Below are 21,688 nucleotides of genomic sequence, written 5' to 3'. Positions count from 1 at the left end.
AATGAAAATCTATTCAGCAAGCCTATTTTTTCGGTTGTCCCTGCGGTGTAGGGGGCTGTGGATTGCCTGCGTTCTGGCTCGGCTTATTCTTCAAGATAATATCCTCTGCCTTTACATACCAGTCCACATCTGCACCCGTATAGGTTTTTCGTGATACCGTATCGGCTACTGGATTGACAAGCTCCACGACTGCATTGTACGGAAATTCCCTTATCCTGACTGCATAAGTAATTGCTTAAAACCAGAAAGCACTTCTTCTTTTGTATAATTGTTATTTTTCAAAAACTCACTATCCTTCTCACTAAGGTATTGGTAGAAAAGAGCTGCTGCCATTACCTCATTTCTGTCTGTATAATCAATGCTATCTAAAAGTATATTCTCTGCTTCGTTAATTTTCCCAGAATCAATCATATCAAGAAAATCTTTCAAATTTTTCCCTGATACTTCATATTTATTTTCTTTTTCAAGTTCAACAGAAACATACTTTTTCCCAAACATTAAAGAAAATAATACTCTTACCATTTCTTTTATCATTCGCATAATATAGTCTTTTTCGTCTGTGAAATACATTTTTCACCTCCATAACTACCGATTTTCCAACAATACAAGCAGGAAATTATTTATCATCTGTATTGTTTTCCTTTTTCTTATGAGTCGAACCCAAGCAAAGAAATGAAGAACCAAGACATAACCATACTATAGCCATAGAACTTTCATTTCCACTCGTAAAGCCAATAGCTGACGCTATGAAAAACAGAACTGATGCAATGTAAAATAAGATTGATTTGTTTATCCCTTTTTTCATAAATAAGCATCTCCTGCAAACAATAATTTATTTTAATAAATATTTTTTAAACGCTTTATGATTATCAAAGTGGACTTCTCTAAAAAACAGAACTAACCAAATAATATAGGTTGGTATAGCCATATATGGGGTTAAAAGGCAGGATAATGTCGCTCCTGCTAACATTATAACAGTCCATATGAAGCACTGATTTCTTATATCACGAGAGATCTGAGCTTTATCATACATTGCTTGTTCTTCTTTAGAAAATGAATTAAATCCTGAAACAAATTTAGTTGCTTTTTCCTTAAAAATCGCAAATAACACACCTATAATTACAAATGGTATAACCAAAATTATACATGACCAAAATCCTATATTCATAATACATACCTCCTCTTAAAATACCAATTTCTCAGTTTCAAAAACTGGAAGTTATTGATCTTCTGAATCCAATCCAAGTTCTTTCAGCTCTTTTTCGTTTTGGATATCTTCAACAGTTTTCTTTCCAGTGATAGCACTGTAGGCTTCTTTGATGCCATTTTTCACTGCCCATTTGATAACGAAATACAGCGCAATCAAAATAACAATTGCGGTTCCTCCACTTATACCTAATTCATTCCACATAATTCAATCCTCCAAATTTCGATTTCTATTTTCGTTTCCATAGCATAGTGTACTCTTTTTCACCAGTAGCTTCATCCAAGCCTTCACATTGAATAATGAACGCTTCTCTTTGGTAAAAAGAAATTGCTCTGGCATTCTTCTGGTATACATTTAATCGTAAGCTAACTTTTTTATCCTTAACATAATCTAATAAAAGCTTACCTATGCCACATGACTGCATTTCATCGGAGACAAAAATACCTTCTATATATTTATCATTTAGTCCTACAAATCCTTGTATCATTTTATCTGCTTCAAACACATAAACTTCGTATTGTGACATCATTTCTTTTACTAATTCATAATTACTTTTCCAGTATTGATTGGAAATAAAATAATGGGCTTTCAGATTTGTCTTTAACCATATGTCAGCAATTCTATCGATATCTCCGTTCAGCAACTTTCTAATCATAACAAATTTTCTCCACAACTACATCCTTTATGCTTTTCTCTTTTTTTCATTCTATCACAAGCTCACCATTAATCATCATTTTTTTGATATTTTTTCTTTTCCCCCACTGTAAAACAGGCTCTCAGCGTTTCGTTATATAGAGGGGTACACATACAGAGCAAGATCCACCCGTGTTTAACAGTATTGCCACTTGGCATCCTGTTCTCCTATGGGTTTTATCTTGATGGGGATCTCCCCATACCCTCTTCATAACAGACGTTTCACTTGTCTGTTGGTTTCACCTAAAGGTGTTCACAGCACTATTTCTAATATCGGAAGGGACAGCCGATATTGAAATACGTGGACTCCCAGTGGGCGGAATAGTAGCAACGGAAGGAGGAGTATGAGAACAAAAAACAAAGATAAAGAACTAAATCACAGACATTTTGTTGCAGTACGACTGACAGATGTCGAACTCAATTTGCTGGATCAAGGAGCTACTTGTTTTTCAATCTCACGATCTGAATATCTGAGAAAACTTCTGCTTGAGAAGCAAATCAATCATCAGATTAAAGTTGTTGCAGACATGAACGATCTCAGAAAACTGGTCAGTGAATATGGAAAGATTGGATCGAATCTCAATCAGATTGCCAAGCATTTTAACAGTGGTGGCAGTCAGTCACGTGCTATAGAAAATGAGATTCATCAGTGCATCACGGACTTATTCCTATTAAGAAAAGAGGTACTGAAACTGGCAGGTGGTATGAATGGCAATCGTAAAACACATTAAAAGCAGAAATGCAAATTACTCGGCTGCTATCAATTATCTTCTGTTTGAACATGATGAAAAAACCGGGAAAAAGATTGTAGATGAATCCGGACGAAGCATCCTGCGAAAAGAGTTTTATATGGATGGACTGAACTGTGATCCGATGTCTTTTGACAAGGAATGCGAACTGACAAATGCTCATTTTCACAAAAATAAGAAACGTGAAGATATCAAAAGTCACCACTACATTATCAGCTACGATCCAGCCGATGTTACAGAAAATGGACTTACCGGCGAGAGAGCACAAGCAATCAGTTTGGGACTTGCAAAGCAGATGTTTCCTGGATATCAGGCACTGGTAGTTACTCACACCGATGGCCACAATGAATCCGGAAATATCCATACTCACATCGTCATCAACAGTGTGAGGAAGACTGCAGTGGAAAGGCAGCCTTATATGGATAAACCACATGAAGAAGTTGCCGGATACAAGCATCGTTCCACGGATAAATTCATGAACACTTTTAAGAAAACTGTCATGGATCGTTGCCTACAGGAAGGACTTCACCAGATAGATCTTCTTGCTCCGGCTGAAAGAAAAATCACTCAGAAAGAGTATATGGCACAGAAACACGACCAGCAAACAATAGATGAGATCAATCGGAAAATTATCGAAGATGGTCTCAAACCAACATCCACCGTATTCCTTACGCAGAAAGAATATTTGCGACAAGCGATTGATGAATGTGCTGTCACTTCCAGTAATTTTGATGAATTCCAATCTAAACTTCTGGAACTATTTCAGATCTCTGTGATTGAGCATCGTGGCAGATACAGCTATCTTCATCCTGATCGACAGAAGCGGATTTCTGAACGTGCACTTGGAACACGATATGGAAAAGAACACCTGGAACAGACCTTCTTACGCAAGGATCCATTGGCCATTCTCTACGTCAGATCTCACCTGTGCCTGGTTGTAAATCTCCAGACAAATGTGAAAGCAATGCAGAGCCCGGCTTATGCTCATCGGGTAAAACTTTCTAATCTGCAGCAAATGGCAAATACCATTATCTATGTGCAGGAACATGGATTTGATACGCAGTCAGATTTGAAAAACACACTGCTTGCATCAAAGCAGGAATTGAAAGAAATGCAGACACAGTTTGCTCAGCATCGGTCCAATCTAAGGACTCTCAATGATCAGATCCGCTACACCGGACAGTACTATGCAAACAAGGAAGTTTATTCCCAATTTTCAAATGCAAAGTACAAAGGAAAGTACCGGAAAGAACATGCGAAAGAAATTCAGAAATATGAAGAAGCCAGAGATTGGCTGAGATCCTTTATCAGGATGGAAAGATGACAAGCCTAAAAACCCTGACTTTACAAAAAGAAAAACTGCAACAGCAGATAGCTTCCGAAGAAGAAGCAATAAGCAGCTTGAAAGAAAAATTAAAAGATCTGGACACTGCCGATCAGAATGTTGATGCCATTCTTCAGATGCAGATTCCAGAACCAGTGAAATCAAAAACCAAAGATCTCGAACGATAACTATTACAAAACAAAGGAGGAACTATCACATGACACAAGAAGAATTTAATGTTGTATTTGAACTTCAGATGAGAAAGTGTGCCGATATTCTGGCACATAAAAAGAAAGAATATACCGGTGATAATATTGACCGCCTCAGTGCATTCAAGATTGCTGCCGCTTTACAGAACTGTGATCCAAAAGCAGCACTGGCCGGCATGATGTCGAAACATGTCGTATCCCTTTACGATATGTGTTATTCCACTCTGTTACATTTTGACATGGAACAGTGGGATGAAAAAATCACAGACTGCATCAATTATCTGATCCTTTTAAAAGCTCTGGTAAAGGAGGAACAGGCCTATGGATCACATTGAAACAGCTATCTTAAACTGCTATGGAATCCGGGAAGCAGAACAAAATATGGTCTTTGCTGCCAGGCTCACACAACACGGTCATACGATTCAGAGCATGGCAGATCTGATGGACCTTTACCATCAATCCTACAGTCAGAAGACCGTAGAAAACATTGCGGGGCTTCCACATCCAACCGTACAGAAATTCATGGTCATTACCGTGGCTGTTGTTGGTGCAAGCAGACGCTTCCTGGCACAGATCACAAGGCATCAGAACGAAGTAAAGTACATGAGTGCATCTCTGCAGTACAGCAATTATTCCGGTCACGCTGCATTTGCTATTCCATATGGGATCATGAAAGCAGATAAAGAAATCCAGGATATTTACAAAAAAAGCTGTCAGTCAGATCTGGACCACTATACAGAACTCTGTGCCTTAGGCATTGATCATGATTCAGCCGGATATGCCACACCTCAGGGACTTCGAAACGTACTGATCATCAGTGCAACGCCTTACCAGTGGAAGCATATGATCGGTCAGAGAACCTGCAGAAGAAATACGGATGAAACAAGGATTGTGATGCTACAGATCTGGCAGAGATTGTACAAATTAAGCCCGATTCTTTTTGCACCGGATCTGACCGGTCCATTCTGTCAGAGAGGAAGCTGTATGGAAAAACAGATGTCCTGCCAGAATCCTATTTCAAAACTTTGGATACCATCAGATATCTTAAAAGCAGATTATCCATTGCTCATCAGAAGGGAGGTGAGCAGCCATAAAGATTAAACTGATTGACTTTGGTCTGAAAGCAGATCATTATCCCTTCCGGCCACATGAAAATGATGCCGGTGCTGATGTATTCATGCCTTATGATTGCGTATTAAAACCAGGTGAGGTTGCAAGAATTCCACTTGGATTTGGTCTCATCATCCCCGATGGATTTGCCGGATATGTCTTTCCACGAAGCAGCATGGCAGCAAAAGGACTGGTATGCGAACTTCCACCGATCGACTCCGGTTACCGTGGTGAGATCCATGCCATTATCAGCAACGTAAGCACATCTTCTCAGACCATTCATAAAGACACACGCGTCGGTCAGCTGGTGATTACACCAGTCGTGATCGCAGATTTTGTCCTGGACCTTGGTAATGAACGAGGAACCGGGGCTTTTGGAAGTACAGGAGAATAATACTATGATTACATTTGGAAGAAAATTAAAACACTTAAGACAGAAAAATCATCTCACCCAGAAAGAACTCGGCATGGCTGTTGGATTTCCAGAAAGCTGTGCTGATGTCCGGATTTCTCAGTATGAAAGCGATGTCCGAACACCGAAAGAGGATCTTATGAAACTCTTCGCATCAAAACTCGGTGTTCCGGTTGAACTCTTTACCGTACCGGTACTCTCAGAACCCAGGGAGTATGAGGCAGCGGAGTATTGGAGGTATGAGTTAGGGGCAGAACTAGATTAAGTGTCATAATACTGAAATGAGGCAACGGCTTTTCCGCTGCCTCTCTCTTATCATTTTTTGGGGTAATAATTGAAAATATCCTGCGTTGAGCAATCCTCTTTTTCTGCGCTTTATCTGCATATCTATATATTTCATTTTATTTCTGTTCCATCGATAAAAAGAACATATTTATCTAGATTATGAACAATATCATAATCTTTTCCATATTCAATCGGTCTAAATTCTATCTGCATAATGGATTTTCCATTTTCGATATCTTCTTTCCAAGAATATACGGTCATATCAAGGCTGGTTGCATATCCATGATCTGTAGAAAATTTTATTGAATGAAATGAATTCTCTTTGTACATTTTTAAAAGCAGTCTTGCAAATGCTTCTTTATCAGAAATATTTTTTCTGTTAGCAACTACTGTAAGATTTTCATCTCTATTCATAGAAAAACTGCCAACTACATCTGGCTCACCTTCTTTATACTTTAATAAGCTTTTTCCAATTATCATTCCAACAATAATCGAAAAAACGATAGCAACAAATACAAGTGTTATATTATTTTTCTTCATTTTATTAAGTTCCTCAGAATTATATATAAGTCTTTAGAACTACTATATCATATTTTCACGTTAAACCAAATAAAAAAGAAGAGCAATAAGCCCTTCCATCTTCTTATTCATGTATTTATTCCACCAATGCCCTCACCGCATTGATAATTCTCTGTTGCTTTTCTTTAGGTAGTTTCTCTATCATTTCAGATAATTCATTCGTAACGCCAGTAACCGAATGTGTCACAACATCAATCAATAGTGTATCTGCTGAAACATCTAATGCATTTGCAATCGCAATAAAGGTATCAAGTTTTGTTACTTTCAGTCCTCTCTCTATAACACTTACATGAGTTGGACTTAAGCTTACCAGTGCTGCCAATTCTTCTTGTGTAAGATTCTTAGCTTCCCTTGCAGCTTTTATTCTCTGACCAACCGCCTTTAAATCCATTGTGACACCTCCTTTAGAACGATAATTCGGTCTAAAACTAGTATAACGATTGATCTTTAAAACATACAGAATCTACAGATTGTTAACTTGTTCTTTAGAACTATTTTAAATTAAAAAGGCCCAAAAGGGCACTTTCCCTTTTGAGCCTATACACTTTATCAACTAACGTATTTTGCTTTCATTTTTCCTCATGGTCATGAGGCTTTTTTCTCTTAAATCGCATTCTATGAATCCTTTGATTGTTCTTTCTGTTCTTCAATAATTCGTTCGGTTGCTTTATGAATCCTATCCTTGGAATAGGGTGGTCTTAAATTCAATGATAACCGTCCCTTTCTGATCATATACGTTTCACTGCCATCTTCCGAAGCTCCTTTCAACCAGCAATCATCCGGACACTTCTCAGCAAAGGATCTCAACCGTTTCTGCAAGCTCTGATTGAAGGTATACACATCATAGAATCCGTCATCTTCATTGGTCAGAATAATCGTTTCTTTTTCACACTTTAACCTTCGCATATTCTACCCCCGCTTTCTTTCCATTTCCTGATCCAGGTACTTTGGTATCGGCTTTCCGGACCGACGAGCAATAGCAATCTGTTTCTGATGCAGTCGTTTAATCACGGATCTTCGTTTCTTAGGTTTGCCATCCTGTTGATTTCTGGGAGTCTGTTTGTTGCTGCGGGCATTAGAGATCTTTTCTGGATTCTTCTTCTGATTATTTACCAGACCGTCCACCATATCATAATTGGCTTCGGTACCGGATTCTCTGCTTCGTTCATAAGTGCCGTTCTGGTAGAACTTCTGGTAATGTTCCAGACGGATTTTACCATCTTGTTTTAACTGTTCGACTGAATTTAGCGGTGCCTGCTGTTGAATGTAATTATGGATCTTTTGTTTTGTTTTTTCGTCGAATTTCTTACATTCTTCGACAACCATTTTTCCATAGGCATCCAGGATAACACCTTGAGCCTGATCCCGGTATACTTGATGCTCCATCAGATAAAACTGTTTCCCGTTGATGATGATGGTGTCTGTTGCAATCCAGTTCCCTTTTTTTCCGTCAATTTGATAATTCTCAGTCTCCATAGTGATCAGTGCGCCCGATGTATTGATACGAATGAATCCGGCCAGATACTGTGGATAGTTCTCATCTACATAGTAGCAGTTGATTTCTCCATCCCTGTTCAGTACAAGTACGTCACTGACTTCGCATTGCTTTTTCATTCGTTTCCAGATGTCAGCGACTTTTTCTTCTTCCTGCATTTCATGAATCGAGATTACTCGGTAATTTTCGACAGTAATCGACACATTCTGCTGTCTTGCTTCTTGATATGGCAGATGCCACAGTGCTTTTCCTGCTGTCTGCTGATCTACTCGGTAGACTGCAAATTGATTAAGCTTCATAGGCATCGTCCTCCAAGTTATTCAGATAATAATTCAGATCCAGAGAATAGTAGTATTTGTCTTCGATCTGCTGTAATTTTCCAACTGTAGAATTGATGATCTCAATTATTTCATCATTCTCAGAATCACTTTCTTCCTGTTCCAAAACTTCCAAAGCTTCTTTCAGTGTTTGGATTGTTTCTTCCTTTGTGTGCTGCTGGAAGATAGCAGTAATAGTCAGTTCGTTTTCTTCCAGGTTTACATTTCTCATAGGCTCATTTCCCCCCTTTTCTTTTTCGGTATTGGTTTCATCTGTATATTCAGCTCCTTCTCGTTTTTTTCTTCGCTTATATTTTTTTCGTTATCCACTTTCTTATTGGATTCCAGAGGATTTTCCACATTTGGATGTCTTTCTTCCAAGTATTTTTCCACACGACTGATTGCATTTTGCACATAAGAATTTTCTCTAAATCCAGGAATCGAATTCAAAAATTCTTTCTGTATTTTTCCTTCAATCATCAGACTCTGCATTCCTTCATAATCACTTCCGTCTTTCAGATCAAAGCCAACACATTTCAGTCCATGCATACGTTCTGATGGGATTTTCTCATAAGCTTCCAAGGCTTCTGGTAATGTCAGGTCATAATGTACTTCACCCATTACAGGAAATTCAGCACATTCAGCCGCATAAAAGCTGATACATGTAAGATCATTTTCATAATCCACATTTTCTATTTCCGGGACAATATCGAGTATTTTTTCTCTTTGTGCTGCAAAGTCTGGAAGTTCTGCAAATCCAAATCGATCCACGTAATATGCCTGCATATCCCCACCACGGTTTGTAATGATAACATCACTGACCGACATAGAATGTGCTTTATAATCTGCCGGTGGATTATCGTTGAACATAGCGTACAAATCATCCAGCTTTTCATTTTCATGTAATCTGCCAGAATAGACACATTTATAATTGTCCGCATCGATTGTAATGCCATCTTCTTTGACCATTGTCATATTCATAAATAAATGTTGTTTTCCCGGTGTGCCTTCATCCACATGGTAAATCGCATAGCGGTCACCATTCCCTCTGAACATTTCTTCCTCTAGGGTATAATCAAACTTAAATGGATACAAAGCCCGATCAACTCTTTCCGAAATATCCGTTCCTTCTGCAATCGTATCTTCCAGCCAATCTTTGATATCTTCCCATGATTCAAACTGCAAATACCCAGCAATTTCATGTGTCCCATCCGGTGCCAGTACAATATGTCCCGGTTTGCTTTCCCGATAATCATAGCGGTATCCGGCTGCTTCCAGTGCATCTACCAGAATGCCGTATTTTTCATGTAATTCTGTTTTTTGTTTTTCTTCAAGAATGATTTCCAGTTCTTCTGTAAGCTGATCGATCATTTCACCGGCTGTCTTGCGGATCACATCCATAGATGCTTTCATTTCCTTCATTTCCCGGCTGCTGCTCCAACCTGCAATATAAGGAAAACTGTAATCCGATGTATCCAAACCAAAGGAAGAACACACACAGTAAGCAACGGATTCTGCTTCAACCTCTTTTGTCAGACGGTCTTTTTCTACACCCAGGCTTTCCATGATTTCCTTGTCATGCAGTTTAGCATGGGCTGTTTCATGAATAGTAGTCTTTAAGGTCTGACTTTCACTGAGCCCTTTTTTGATCACGATTTCCTTGTCTGCATTGTGATAATATCCATTGGCATTGCCATCGATCTCATCGAATCGAATCGGCACTGGGGATATTTTCTGAATAGCCTGCATGAAAGAATCAAAATCCTGTACAGCTGCAGTCAGTAATTCCGGTGCTAGTGTCTGGATTGGTTCCCCGGATGTCTGAGCAATATCAAAGACGGTAACTGCTTTAAAATGTGGAACTGTAACTTCCACTTTTTCAGTCTTAGGTTTTCCATCAGTTCCCATGATTGGTCGCTGATTTTCATCCAGAACCTCTTTTTCCTTCATTTTCTTATATGGTGCCGGTGCAATGATTGTAATTCCTTTTTCCCCTTTCATGACCTGTCTACCCATGGACTGCCAGTTTTTGTAACTGGTAACAAGTGTGGCATCCGGTCGTTGCATGGCGATCAGCATTGTATTATTAAAGGAATAATTGTGAAACTTTGCCATGGTTTTAAGAAATTCCTGATAGCGGTTACTTGTAAAAAGTTCTTCCACACCGGATTCCAGTGACTGCATAATGCTGTCCATATCTTTTCCCTGGACCGGCAGTGGAATAGTAGTAGTTTTTTTTTGTTCTGTCATAATACTCCTTTCCAAAAACGCCCTACGACATTGTGCTTATGCCGCAGGGCTTTTTATTAGTTGATGAGATGATTATTTTTTATTAGAGTTCCATATCGTGCTTCTTTGTTTTCGGTTTCTGATCCGGCTGTTCTTTTCCAACTTTCTCTGTTTTTGCAACCTGCGCTTCTTTTTCTTTCTGACGTTCTGTGAACCTGTCTGCCTTTTCAAAGACGTGATCCTTTGTGTCAAAGTGATATACATCATTGGTAAGGCGTTCTGCTGGTGCTACCTGAGTGGCATTAACTTCTTTTACCATATCTCTTAACATTTCCGCATCCACTTGACCGTCATCCGGCAAGATCAGCATTTGATGGATGGATGATGGCAAAATGAAGAAATCATTTCCCAGAAGTTCCCCCATGTTATCCATGAATTCCGGATAAAAGATCACACCGGCTCCATCAATTCTTTCTGTATTCGTAACAACAAAGAATGTCGGCATCTCGCTTGACTCCTGCAATGTTTCTAGCAGCATTTCACGTTCATCTGGTGTCAGCATGAGAATATTTTTCTGATATATTTCATCTATCAGTACACCTATACTTGATACCTCTGGGACCATGACACGCGGTGAACTTTTCATAGCGTCTTCATGAATCTGCTCCTGTGTCACTCCATATTCCTTCATCATTTCATTTGTAATCAGCATGGAACTTAATCCATCCTGATTCTTGCCTACTGCCACATGATAGGTAATTGCAAGATCTTCCTTTAACTGGTGTGGCACAATTTCGAGGACTTCCTTATTTGCTTCGGCTGATGACACACGGATAAACAGCTTGTCCTTCACATCTTCATAGTTTAAAATAGCTTTCAGATCAACCTGTATCGGTGCCTCAATAACTATATCTGCAATCTTTCTGCATACAGTTTCCATTGTTACGCCAGGCTGTGCTTTATATGCTTCATACAGCCGGTTAAGATTGATCGTCGGGGTAAGCATCTCACCTTCTTTTCTCACCATCAGTCCCGTATAGGCACGGTTCAGTTTATGACACTCCATCGTTGATACCTCTGCATTCTCATAATCCCTTGGTAAAAAGAGTTTGATATTGTCCTTTACTTCATTTACAAATTCATTAAAATTCATTTTTCGTTTCCTCCTCTAATCTGTTTTCTTATTTCTTTTTGCTTTTGTTTTTTGGTTTCTTTTGTGGGAAGGATAAAGAGAAATTCACCCTTCCGGTTTCATCTGCATCCATAAGAAGATCTGCCTCAAAGTACATATTCTTCTTTTTGGAATACAGGTCTTTTACATGCACACTTCCGTTTTTCAGAAGTTCTGCAGCCATCTTTTTATCCATGGTTTTTTCCATGCTTTGCAGATAGCGGTTATCTTTCCAGAGAGCAAAGTGGCAATCGTGGTTGCTGCAATAGAAGTTGGTCTTGCTTTCGTATACCAGGCTGCCGCATACCGGACAGGTTCCAATGCTTTCTCTGGTCTGAAATCTTCTTGTTTCTTCTTCGGAGATCGCATCACATCCATTCAGCATCATGGTGAGCATATTTTTGATCCCAGTCATAAACTGTTCCGGTGCAATTTCTCCATGCTCCATCAAGAGCAGCTGATTTTCCCATTCTGCAGTCATACTTGCAGATTTCAGGAAGTCTGGAAGAATCTCAACAAGGACTTTTCCATCATCTGTTGGAATGATCTGTTTTCCTTTTCGGGTGGCATACTGGGAATAGATCAGTTTTTCGATGATACCGGCTCTTGTTGCCGGAGTTCCTAATCCTTTCTTTTCTGTATCTTCATCGAATTCCTTATTTCCAGCAGTTTCCATTGCCGCAAGGAGCGTATCTTCACTGTATGGTTTTGGCGGTGATGTGAAATGTTCTGTCTTTTCTGCAGCTACAGCATAGAAAGTCTGTCCTTTGGTTACTTTCGGAATCCTCTCTTTCATTTCTTGATCTGGATCTGCTATTGCCATGCGGTCCTTATTTTTGAAGCAGTTTTCAAAGATTTTCCATCCATCCTGCAGGACAGTTTTTCCTTTTGTCTTGAAGACTTCTCCCTGGCATTCCACTTCAATCTCTGTTTCCTGGTAAATGTGATCTTTACTCATTGCCATGACCGTATGGACTGCGATCAGAAACAGAATCTTTTCTTCCCAGGATTTCAGTTCATCCATATGGCAGGATGTAAGTTCCATCGTTGGGATGATTGCATGGTGATCTGTCACTTTGCTGTTATTCATGACTTTCTTCACATCTGGCTGTTCCGGCTGATCGAAAGGACCTGTCAGCTGATATTTCTCATAAATCTGACGTACCACATTTCTTGCGGTCTGCTCCATATCTTCGGTCAGATACTGACTGTCCGTTCTTGGATAAGTGATCAGCTTCTTTTCGTACAGGCTCTGGGCGGTATCTAATGTCTGTTTGGCTGTCATTCCATAGATACGGTTTGCTTCTCTCTGCAGTGTGGTCAGATCATAAAGCTTTGGGGCTTTTACTTTCTTTTCGGCTTCTTTTACAGCAGTGACAATAGCTTCACTTCCCTGGCATCTGCTTCTTAACTGTTCCGCCTCATCCGGATCAAAGATCTTTGACTTTACTGCCGGAATTCCGTCACAATCCAGTTCCACATTGAAATACTTTTCTTTTTGGAAATTGCTGATCTGTCCGGCACGTTCCACCAACATGGCAAGTGTCGGTGTCTGAACCCTTCCAACGGTCAGCTTTTTGAAGTACTTTGTGGTGTAAGCTCTGGTTGCATTCATTCCTACCAGCCAGTCAGCCTGAGAACGGCATACAGCAGCTTCGGCCAGATGTCGGTATTCCTCTGCGGATCTCAGATGCTGCATTCCATCAAAGATTGCGGAATCTTCCAGAGAACTGATCCATAATCGTTTCACCGGCTTTTTACTTCCGGATAAGTCATAGACATGTTTGAAGATTAATTCTCCTTCACGTCCGGCATCACAGGCATTTACGACGTATTCAATTTCCGGACTGTTGAGCAGTCTTTTTAAGATATAGAACTGATCTTTCTTATCTTCTGAGACTGTAACTTTCCAGTCTTTCGGGATGATCGGGAGATCTTCATATCTCCACTGGCTAAATTTCTCATCGTAGACATCCGGTGAAACATACTCGACCAGATGTCCGAAGCACCAGCTGACCATACAGTCGGTTCCTCTTAAATATCCGTCTTCTCGTTCCTGTGCTCCAATCACTTCTGCGATTGCTCTTGATACACTTGGTTTTTCTGCAATTACTAAATACATGATGTATTACCTCCTTCATATAACGAAACGGAGAGAGCATGTTTTACAGCCCCCTCCGCTAAAAAAGTTATTTATTTTTCATTTTCTTCAAAATCTTCGTCTTCAGACTCTTCCTCATCCGGAACTTCTTCCAGTCCACCTGTTTCCAAACCTTCCGGCTGATCATCCTCATCTTCCTCTTTTTTAGGTTTATAGATCTTGAAGTAGTAGTAAGCTGCCACACCGCCGAGAGCCAAAATCAGGATTGTTGCCATTGCACCCATATTGGTTTTGGTAGATGCTGTTTTCTCCGGATCAACGGTAGCTTCCTTGTCTACATCCTCATTATTTGTTTCATCCAACACTACCTTTGATGTATCCGGCTGTGGTGTTACGACAGTAGAAGTGCTGTCTTTATCCAGAAATTCAGACAGATCATTCTCATCAATCTGGGATAACATATAGACATTCTGGGATGTGGCACTGCGGTCGATCACGATATAGAAAGTGTTATTATTCTTCGTTGTAACCGTAAGAAATTCCTTTGTGGAATCATCGGTAATGTCATCCTTGACTTCGCCATTTCCTGGTGTCGTAAAGGCAGTTCCCTTGTCTGTTCCATCTTCCGGCAGCACCTCACTTGTACTTGCCACCTCATCCTTTTTGTCATCTTTTTTCTCTTCTTTGTCTGTTGACTGCTCTGTCTGAGTTGTCTCTACTTTGGATGCCTCTGCTGATTCATCCACATAGGCAAATGCTGTGGTTGATGCTGTAAAAAGCATCATGACTCCCAACAACAGTCCTGCCATTTTCTTATTCATTTTCTTCCATTTCACCATTCTGATTTTCCTCCTTATTTTTTTCTGTGAATACAAAGGAGCCTGAACCTTCTTCGTCAGACTCCCTGCTTACCTGAAATTTAACTGTTCCACTCTGGATACCATCCAAAAGATCATATAACTGATCATTATCCATCTTCATACCACGAATGCACCTGATCATCTCATTGTCCTCTTCCTGCTTTAATGCAGCCTGGACACCCCTAAGATATTGCTGCAGATCCGCGATCTTTTTCTCTGTCTTGACAATCTCATCCAGATATTTTTTAATCTTTTTATTCAAACTTTCACCTCCCTTCGTTCACCCCTTTATGGCAGTCTTCCAAAGCACATGAAATGTTGCTGCCAGTAGGATGTGCTGATATTTGAGTAATGGATCGGATCCCCGCAATGGATCATCATATTGTTACCGACATAGATACCCACATGGCTTGCACCGGATGTGTTATACGTTCCCTGGAAGAAAATCAGATCTCCTGGTTTTGCTTCTCCCGGTGATACATAAGTACATACGCCTCTTAATCCTTCTGCGGTCAACCGTCCATAGTTCCAGCCATTACCACAATGGTTAATGACATAGGATACGAAACCTGAGCAGTCAAATCCAGATGGAGAGTAGCCACCCCATACATAAGGTACTCCCAGATATTTTTCTGCTTCTCGGATCATCCGGGCAAATTCTTCATCCTGCAGTGCTTCCGGTGGAATCTCATAACTCATTCCATTACCGCCTGATCCACTGGTCACATTGTTTACATCCCACAGATAATTTCTGTTTCCATAGGTCGTATTTAATGCATTATAGATGATCAGCTGCTCCGCATTCAGATTGGCTCTTGCCACAGCGTCAAAGCTTCCATTTGTCAGTGTCACATATAGAATCTTCTTAGTGCTTGTACTGGTAACCGTTACTTCCTGACTGCCATTGTCATCTGCGATATAGGCTTCCCAGGTCTGATGTCCATGAGCAGAAGCGGCAGCATGGTTATCATAGTAAACGTCAAACTGCACACCATATCGTGCAAAGGCTCCGGTATCCTCAACTGTGTATTCCACACCATTCATTACTACCTTAGTGCCAATCGGCACAAATGGATTGGAAGCATCTACAGCAATGGTATGGTTTGCAGTTGGATATGCACCACTAGCAGTTGGACCTCCGGACCATACACCACAACAGATTCGACAGTTACAATATCCGCTGGTCACTACCTGTCCTAATGATTCTCCGACTCGAACATTTCTGGTTTCTGTCACCGTTTCTGTTCGACCTTCCGTATTCAGATGATATTGTGCTTCAAAAAGTGCTTGCAGCTCGTTTTCAACATCTGAGTACGTCCAGTCTCCATATTTTGCAGTAAGATACGAGATAAGATGATATGGATTATGACCAATCTCAGCAATGTTGTACTGATACTCGTCATAATTTGGATGTCTTCGTTCCATCTCATTGATCTGCTGATTCAAGGCACTTTCCAAAGCAGCATATCTGTTTTCGGCAGCATAAATATCCTCGTCTGAACTTGGATACGTTGTAATACCGATCACAGATCCAGCACCCTCGATAGAAGCACTGCAGCTCCCCAGAGATACCGCTATGACAAGAAAAAGAAGCGCAAAAATACCGATGCCTGCGAACATGGCACGATTACGCTTTATGATCTCTTTCAAGGCGATCTTTGCTTTTACCGTCATGTTCTCGACACCGGCAATGGTTGTTGCTCCACCCAGACTGCCAGCGGATTTTCCGGCTCTGGCTGCCCGGTAAGCATCCTTATATCGTTTTTTCTGGAAGAAGCGGTTATAGAAATGTCTCTTTTGTTCGGCTTTCTTTACCGTTTCTGCATTCTTGACTCCTTCCATACTTTCTGCAGAACCAAATTTCAGTTTCTTTTCTACGGTAGCCTCACGATAACCTCTGCGATGGGTTTTCACATCCGTCCGTTTGCTGCGGATCTGAGCATGACGCAGACCACGTAACGCATCTTCTGTTTCACGCTCTACAAGTCTGGCACTTTCCACACCTGCATTTTCATCTGTTTCTTCCTCTTCGGAAGAGACTGCTTTCATGCCAGATATAACAGCTTGTGTAGCAATGTATTTCCCGGCTGTCCCTCCCGGTTTCATGCCAGCACCTTTCACCATCTGATTTCCTTCATCATCAAAAGATAATCTTCCAGCTTTTGCCTGTTCTTTGGTCATCTGTTTTTGCAACTGTTTCTTCCGAATGGATTTCTTTTGGCTGTTCAGATTATTATCATCATCCGGGATTTTTTCATAACGATGCAGTTTCTTTCGATATCCGGATACTTTTTCTTCCGGTGTAACTTCAACTGTATCCTCAACAGCTTCCTGCCGGACAGAAGATTTACGGACTTTCTCCATCTGCAGTCGTTTTCCTTTTCCCGATTTTGTATCTTCATTTTCAGCCTTTTTTCGTTCCCGTTCAGGAACAAATTCTTCTTTAGTTTCCGGTCGCCCACGGCTCCTGTGACTGATATCTTTTACACTACCATCATGGAGATTTTCTTCTGTCAGACCATCTCTGGTCATCTTTGCGACCTTTTTATCTTTGCCTTTAAATTCTTTTCCAGCTATAGGTCATCACCTCCTGGCACAACTTTTCTTTCTGTACTCATTCAGTTCCTGGCGTCCTATAATCGGGATACCAGGATAACCATCTGCCTGTGTCCTGATTGCCGGAGAGCTCGCCTGAATATGAAATACCCAGTTCAATTCACTCGGATCTCTCGGCCAGAAACCATTGATCAGCATAGCCTCCTTGAACTGATTGTTGTGCAGATGGATCTGGGTACGTTTATACAGAACTTCTTTCAGATCATCACTGGTAAGATACGGATAGATTTTCTGTGCCGGATAAAAATTCCAGAATACCCAGTCAAGGATAATGTTCTGTGTTTCCAGCGGAAGTTCATACAGATGATGATCATCATTGACTGTATGAACACGGTATCCTGGCTGCACATTTTCCAGATTTTTCATCTGAATGTAAGGATTGTCCTGATTCCACTGCTTGATTCGGATCTTATCGATTTCCTTCATTTGCATCCCTCATTTCTTTATCTCGTTTCAATGTTTCCTCGGGCTTCGTGGTCATCAGACCATATAATTTCAATGTCTTATCGAACTTATCCTTAAATGGAATGATCGTTGTTCCATAGAAAAGAAGTCCTTCACCTTCCCCGGAATTCGTCACATAAGACAACTGATATGGGGAAATATTCAGCTGTTTTGCAAGGATCTGTCTGTCACCTGCAGCCTGGTTCAGCATCAGGATAAAATCACTGTTCTCAAAGATATTTTCAATCTCCCTGCTGGCAAGAAGATCCTTAATGTTCTGAGTGATACCAGTCGGTACACCTCCCCATTTACGGAATCTCTTCCAGATTTCTACGGAATAAGCTGCTGTCTGTTCTTCTTTGAGCAGAAGGTGGAACTCATCGATGTAGTACCTGGTGGATTTGATGCCACGGTTGATCGTAACTCTGTTCCATACCTGATCCTGGACGATGAGCATTCCGATTTTCTTCAGCTGCTTTCCAAGCTCTTTGATATCAAAACAGACAATTCGATTATTCAGTTCCACATTGGTTCTATGGTTGAATACTTTCAGTGATCCATTTACATAGATTTCCAGTGCTGTTGCAATTCTCTGGGCCTGTGGTTCTTTCTGCTTTCTGAGGCAGTCATACAGGTCACCGAGGACCGGCATGTTTTCCGGTTTTGGATCTGCAAAGTACTTCTGATACACCAGTGGAAGACAGCGGTCGATCACTGATTTTTCCTCTGCTTCAATTCCATCCCTGCTTCCCATGATCAGCTCGCATAAAGACAGGACAAAATCGGATTTCACTCCAAGTGGATTGTCATCATCGGAATAATCCATATTGATATCCATCGGATTGATATAATCCTTACTGGTTGGTGAAATGTGTACGACCTGTCCGCCAAGTGCATGGACCAGTGATAATACTCACCCTCCGGATCTCCGATGATAATGTCATCCTTCGTGACAAAGAACGCGTTGGTGATTTCTCTTTTTGCAGCAAAGGATTTACCGGATCCAGGTGTACCAAGGATTAGTCCATTCGGGTTTTTCAGCTTTTTACGATCCACCATAATCATGTTGTTGCTGAGTGCATTTAATCCGTAATACAGGGATTCTCCTGCCATAAAAAGTTCCTGAGTGGTAAACGGTACGAAGATAGCAGTGCTGGTCGTGGTCAGTGCACGTTTGATGGGGATATGATTGACTCCCAGCGGAACACTGCTCATCAGTCCTTCTTCCTGCTGATAGTCCAGACGTTTCAGTACACAGTTGTATTTCTGTGCAATTCCGGCAGTCTGGAAGATGGCATTGTTCAGTGCCTGTTTGGTCTTTGCTGTATTTAAAAAGAGCGCTGTTACAAGGAACATACGCTCATTTCGTGACTGCAGGTCTTCTAACAGACGCTTAGCTTCTCCGCCATACGTGTTCAGATCCGATGGAATGATATCCATATCGTATCCGGCCCGGACTGCTTTTTTCTGTTCTTCGATTTTCATACGGTTGATATCCGTCACTTTGCTTTTTACCAGCTTGATTGCCTTCATCTGATCCACAGACTGGACATGCAGGTTGACGATCAGGTTCTTATCGATATCCAGAAATTCTGCCAGCATCTTATCCGTAAGCTCCGGTGCCAGGATCTGCAGATAAGAGACAGCCCCGATAGTATTTCCCATCTGGAACGTATTTCTGTCTCGGAATACAAAACTGGTCGGTGCCACATAATCCTTTGTATTGAGTCCTGTCCGGATCATGGAACCATAATCAAACTGGAAGTCTGTCATGATATCCGGATTGAAAGTCTCATACAGTATCTGAAGACGTTCCACGCCATTCAGCGGATATGCCGGAACTCCAAGGATCTTGAAGTTGTTCAGGATATCTGATTCAATACGTTCCAGCTTTGGCTTTGCTTCCCGGATATTATCTGCTTCGATGGAAAAGGTGATATATTTTGATTTCACCAGTCCATTATTTCCTTTCGCCAGCTGCTGTTTCAACATCTTTGCATATTCCATGCGAACATCATCAAAAGCATCCTCCTGTGGCCGGATCTGGATCACCTGCTCAAACTCCTTCATGCTGCTCTTATGATTGATAAAGCTCAGCTGAAAATGGATACTGGCATCAAAGTAATTGAGGAAATCACACCAGTTTTCAAAGATTGCATTTTTATCTTCATTCTGAGCCAGCTGGTAGTTGATGTCATAAAAGCGGATACACTTAGAATACGTTTTTCCCTGTACCCTGCAGATTCCATCTCTTCCCATTTCCTTATAAGCGATCGACTGCTGGACGGACAGTTTTTTCTGCCTGCGTTTCTCTTCCTGCTTTTCTTTTTTCTTTTTCTCTTTTCTGTCTACTTTTTTGTATCCGGTATCTGCGACAGTTTTCTTATTTTTCTTTTTTCGCAACCGTTTTTCCTCCTTTCGGTTTTCCTGTATCCGGAGACTGTCTGATCTGTTCCGGATCTGTCTCATAATAGTTTTCAGTTTCATATTTTCTAACGGGTGAACGAGGAAACTTCACCCTGATCATATGCATCAGAACATCTTCCAGATGCATCCCGTCTTTTTCGTACATGGCAAATAAAAATGCCGGTAACATCAAAAGCACCATGACTGTTGCTGCATTACTGTTTCCCATCACATTACGCAAGAGGAAATAGCTTGGAATTCCCATTGCAGCACCAATCCCAATACAGATCAGCTGTCTTTTGGTCAGGTTAAATGCTACTTTATTTTTTACCTTCGTTAAGTCTTTCGGTACGCTGACATATGCCATGATTTTCACTCCTTCCTGTAAATTAGTGCGCGTTAAATATCGACTTACTTAATGATGCTGTCTTAAAGAGGCTGTAACATAAGATCACCGTATAAGCCATAACGCCAAATAATGAAGAACTCAGATTATCTGAATACTGGATACCTGCAACAAGCACTGCATAGATTGCAACGCATACCATCATCAGAAATGCCTGGAAAGCCAGGGCAAAGAGTCCTCTGAAATAATTCGTGCCGATCTGTCCCCATTCTCTGTTACTCATAGTTGCGAATGGAATCGGCGCAACTGAGGTATATAGGTAAATCTCTATCATACGTCCATACATGATCACTGTGATCAGTACAGACAGGATTCTCATACAGAAGCCAGCGATAAGGGTTTCCAGCGCCAATACAACAAGTTCTCCGATTTCCATACTTTCCAGGGTTGCGGAAAGATCCGTCAATGCCGAAGAAATATCAATGGCGGTACTTCCGCTGATAACACCGGCCGCAGAATTAACTACGTGCTGGCCCACATCGAATACCGCCATTGTGATCGTAAATGTGTTACTCACCAGATATACAGCGATCCACATTTTTACGAAGTACTTGAAAAACATCCAGGTATCAATATCATGCATGTTGTTGCGCTCGGTCAGCATAGAAATCAATTCGTAGCAGAGTACGAGTGTGATAATAATACCTGCGATCGGCATGATCACGGAATCCGATAAGTTCCGGATCATACTGAATATGCTGCCGTTCCACCCTTGCGGGGTCTGTCCAACCTGGGTAGCGATCTCACCAGTCTTTTGATTGACATCAGTAAACATCGTGTCCAGGTTGGAAGTGATCATCCCGGTTAAGAGTTCCCTCATCCATTCCTCAATCGCATCAAAAATCTGACTGAACATGGATCTCTACTCCTTTCTCTTAACCAAATAATCCACTCAGAAGCGGGATCAGCTGTGTTCCGATCAGGATAACACCACCACCGCTCATCAGCTGTTTAATTCCCTGGGATTTTACTGATGTGCGATAAAGAAGTAATAGAAGTGTAAAAAATTTTGCCGTTCCTATCCGGCACTTGCGCATTGTGTCGGATAGGTCGGGCGGTTATTCGGGCAAGTCCA

At 41.0% G+C, this 21,688-nt stretch carries 26 protein-coding genes and 3 pseudogenes; 7 read left to right on the top strand and 22 right to left on the bottom strand.

What is annotated here, in order from left to right:
- Positions 1 to 22: 22 nt before the first annotated feature.
- From DW904_RS12600 to DW904_RS12575, 6 genes and pseudogenes are all read right to left on the bottom strand, one after another.
- Positions 23 to 214: pseudogene (locus DW904_RS12600) on the bottom strand (DUF961 family protein); the annotation flags it as partial.
- Positions 211 to 570: a DUF6483 family protein gene (locus DW904_RS12595; RefSeq protein WP_118581120.1), complete on the bottom strand. Its 360-nt coding sequence runs from the start codon at positions 568 to 570 to the stop codon at positions 211 to 213. The gene DW904_RS12595 and the pseudogene DW904_RS12600, both read right to left, overlap by 4 nt.
- 46 nt (positions 571 to 616) lie before the next feature.
- The gene (locus tag DW904_RS12590; RefSeq protein ID WP_005342828.1) at positions 617 to 805 is read right to left on the bottom strand and encodes a hypothetical protein; all 189 of its coding nucleotides are present in this window, start codon (positions 803 to 805) and stop codon (positions 617 to 619) included.
- Positions 806 to 832: 27 nt separating this feature from the next.
- A complete protein-coding gene (locus DW904_RS12585) occupies positions 833 to 1,168 on the bottom strand; it encodes a DUF3784 domain-containing protein (protein ID WP_023923463.1) in 336 nt (111 codons plus the stop codon).
- 51 nt (positions 1,169 to 1,219) lie between these two features.
- Entirely contained in the window at positions 1,220 to 1,411 is a 192-nt protein-coding gene (locus DW904_RS12580) for a DUF6019 family protein (protein WP_008373533.1), read from the bottom strand.
- Positions 1,412 to 1,436: 25 nt separating this feature from the next.
- On the bottom strand, positions 1,437 to 1,862 hold the full coding sequence (locus tag DW904_RS12575; RefSeq protein WP_117499790.1) for a GNAT family N-acetyltransferase: 426 nt from the start codon (positions 1,860 to 1,862) through the stop codon (positions 1,437 to 1,439).
- A 382-nt stretch (positions 1,863 to 2,244) separates the two neighbouring features.
- Between DW904_RS12575 and mobC the strand changes: the two genes are divergently transcribed.
- From mobC to DW904_RS12545, 7 genes are read left to right on the top strand one after another with little or no spacing between them, the layout of a single operon-like run.
- Positions 2,245 to 2,631 (top strand): plasmid mobilization relaxosome protein MobC, encoded by a 387-nt coding sequence (gene mobC / locus DW904_RS12570; RefSeq protein ID WP_029471621.1) that lies wholly within the window; start codon positions 2,245 to 2,247, stop codon positions 2,629 to 2,631.
- A complete protein-coding gene (locus DW904_RS12565; protein ID WP_347562138.1) occupies positions 2,609 to 3,973 on the top strand; it encodes a relaxase/mobilization nuclease domain-containing protein in 1,365 nt (454 codons plus the stop codon). The genes mobC and DW904_RS12565 overlap by 23 nt, the downstream gene beginning before the upstream one ends.
- Positions 3,970 to 4,161, top strand: coding sequence for a hypothetical protein (locus DW904_RS25625; protein WP_347562137.1), 192 nt, complete (start codon positions 3,970 to 3,972; stop codon positions 4,159 to 4,161). The genes DW904_RS12565 and DW904_RS25625 overlap by 4 nt, the downstream gene beginning before the upstream one ends.
- Before the next feature lie 29 nt (positions 4,162 to 4,190).
- A complete protein-coding gene (locus DW904_RS12560) occupies positions 4,191 to 4,517 on the top strand; it encodes a hypothetical protein (RefSeq protein WP_029471619.1) in 327 nt (108 codons plus the stop codon).
- The gene (locus DW904_RS12555) at positions 4,504 to 5,283 is read left to right on the top strand and encodes an FAD-dependent thymidylate synthase (RefSeq protein ID WP_029471618.1); all 780 of its coding nucleotides are present in this window, start codon (positions 4,504 to 4,506) and stop codon (positions 5,281 to 5,283) included. The genes DW904_RS12560 and DW904_RS12555 overlap by 14 nt, the downstream gene beginning before the upstream one ends.
- Positions 5,273 to 5,686, top strand: a complete 414-nt coding sequence (locus DW904_RS12550; RefSeq protein ID WP_029471617.1) for a deoxyuridine 5'-triphosphate nucleotidohydrolase — start codon at positions 5,273 to 5,275, stop codon at positions 5,684 to 5,686. Before DW904_RS12555 ends, DW904_RS12550 begins: the two co-directional genes overlap by 11 nt.
- Before the next feature lie 4 nt (positions 5,687 to 5,690).
- Positions 5,691 to 5,969, top strand: a complete 279-nt coding sequence (locus DW904_RS12545; protein ID WP_029471616.1) for a helix-turn-helix transcriptional regulator — start codon at positions 5,691 to 5,693, stop codon at positions 5,967 to 5,969.
- A gap of 131 nt (positions 5,970 to 6,100) precedes the next feature.
- Here the strand turns inward: DW904_RS12545 and DW904_RS12540 are convergent, their stop codons facing one another.
- The 16 genes and pseudogenes from DW904_RS12540 to DW904_RS25620 form a co-directional block, all read right to left on the bottom strand.
- The gene (locus tag DW904_RS12540) at positions 6,101 to 6,529 is read right to left on the bottom strand and encodes a hypothetical protein (RefSeq protein WP_029471615.1); all 429 of its coding nucleotides are present in this window, start codon (positions 6,527 to 6,529) and stop codon (positions 6,101 to 6,103) included.
- A gap of 115 nt (positions 6,530 to 6,644) precedes the next feature.
- Positions 6,645 to 6,959 carry a helix-turn-helix transcriptional regulator gene (locus DW904_RS12535; protein WP_029471614.1) on the bottom strand — a complete coding sequence of 105 codons (315 nt, stop codon included), beginning with the start codon at positions 6,957 to 6,959 and terminating at the stop codon, positions 6,645 to 6,647.
- A gap of 224 nt (positions 6,960 to 7,183) precedes the next feature.
- Entirely contained in the window at positions 7,184 to 7,474 is a 291-nt protein-coding gene (locus DW904_RS12530) for a hypothetical protein (RefSeq protein ID WP_029471613.1), read from the bottom strand.
- Positions 7,475 to 7,477: 3 nt separating this feature from the next.
- Positions 7,478 to 8,362, bottom strand: coding sequence for a DUF4316 domain-containing protein (locus DW904_RS12525; RefSeq protein ID WP_117788201.1), 885 nt, complete (start codon positions 8,360 to 8,362; stop codon positions 7,478 to 7,480).
- Positions 8,352 to 8,612: a transposon-transfer assisting family protein gene (locus DW904_RS12520; protein ID WP_029471612.1), complete on the bottom strand. Its 261-nt coding sequence runs from the start codon at positions 8,610 to 8,612 to the stop codon at positions 8,352 to 8,354. Before DW904_RS12520 ends, DW904_RS12525 begins: the two co-directional genes overlap by 11 nt.
- Positions 8,609 to 10,630 carry a YodL domain-containing protein gene (locus DW904_RS12515; RefSeq protein ID WP_117640013.1) on the bottom strand — a complete coding sequence of 674 codons (2,022 nt, stop codon included), beginning with the start codon at positions 10,628 to 10,630 and terminating at the stop codon, positions 8,609 to 8,611. The genes DW904_RS12520 and DW904_RS12515 overlap by 4 nt, the downstream gene beginning before the upstream one ends.
- An 82-nt stretch (positions 10,631 to 10,712) precedes the next feature.
- Positions 10,713 to 11,762: a DUF5688 family protein gene (locus DW904_RS12510; protein ID WP_029471611.1), complete on the bottom strand. Its 1,050-nt coding sequence runs from the start codon at positions 11,760 to 11,762 to the stop codon at positions 10,713 to 10,715.
- Positions 11,763 to 11,790: 28 nt separating this feature from the next.
- Complete coding sequence (locus DW904_RS12505) at positions 11,791 to 13,902, bottom strand: DNA topoisomerase 3 (protein ID WP_117788198.1); 2,112 nt, start codon at positions 13,900 to 13,902, stop codon at positions 11,791 to 11,793.
- A 71-nt stretch (positions 13,903 to 13,973) separates the two neighbouring features.
- Entirely contained in the window at positions 13,974 to 14,720 is a 747-nt protein-coding gene (locus DW904_RS12500) for a CD1107 family mobile element protein (protein ID WP_117739822.1), read from the bottom strand.
- Entirely contained in the window at positions 14,695 to 15,003 is a 309-nt protein-coding gene (locus DW904_RS12495; RefSeq protein WP_117788196.1) for a DUF4315 family protein, read from the bottom strand. The genes DW904_RS12500 and DW904_RS12495 overlap by 26 nt, the downstream gene beginning before the upstream one ends.
- A gap of 26 nt (positions 15,004 to 15,029) precedes the next feature.
- On the bottom strand, positions 15,030 to 17,273 hold the full coding sequence (locus DW904_RS12490) for a CD1108 family mobile element protein (protein WP_117788194.1): 2,244 nt from the start codon (positions 17,271 to 17,273) through the stop codon (positions 15,030 to 15,032).
- Positions 17,274 to 17,324: 51 nt separating this feature from the next.
- Positions 17,325 to 17,783, bottom strand: a complete 459-nt coding sequence (locus DW904_RS12485) for a hypothetical protein (RefSeq protein ID WP_117788192.1) — start codon at positions 17,781 to 17,783, stop codon at positions 17,325 to 17,327.
- Positions 17,767 to 20,060 (bottom strand): annotated as a pseudogene (locus DW904_RS12480) (DUF87 domain-containing protein). The gene DW904_RS12485 and the pseudogene DW904_RS12480 overlap by 17 nt, the downstream one beginning before the upstream one ends.
- Positions 20,061 to 20,184: 124 nt before the next feature.
- Positions 20,185 to 20,574 carry a PrgI family protein gene (locus tag DW904_RS12475; RefSeq protein WP_118581117.1) on the bottom strand — a complete coding sequence of 130 codons (390 nt, stop codon included), beginning with the start codon at positions 20,572 to 20,574 and terminating at the stop codon, positions 20,185 to 20,187.
- 22 nt (positions 20,575 to 20,596) lie between these two features.
- Entirely contained in the window at positions 20,597 to 21,469 is an 873-nt protein-coding gene (locus DW904_RS12470) for a VirB6/TrbL-like conjugal transfer protein, CD1112 family (RefSeq protein WP_015535383.1), read from the bottom strand.
- Positions 21,470 to 21,488: 19 nt separating this feature from the next.
- A pseudogene (locus DW904_RS25620) lies at positions 21,489 to 21,581 on the bottom strand (Maff2 family protein); the annotation flags it as partial.
- Between the last annotated feature and the right edge of the window lie 107 nt (positions 21,582 to 21,688).

Source organism: Ruminococcus sp. AM42-11 (genome assembly GCF_003480145.1).
Taxonomy (GTDB): Bacteria; Bacillota; Clostridia; order Lachnospirales; family Lachnospiraceae; genus Blautia_A; species Blautia_A faecis.
The sequence above is the reverse complement of the archived record's forward strand: the minus strand, read 5'-3'. Positions and strand labels throughout refer to the sequence as shown.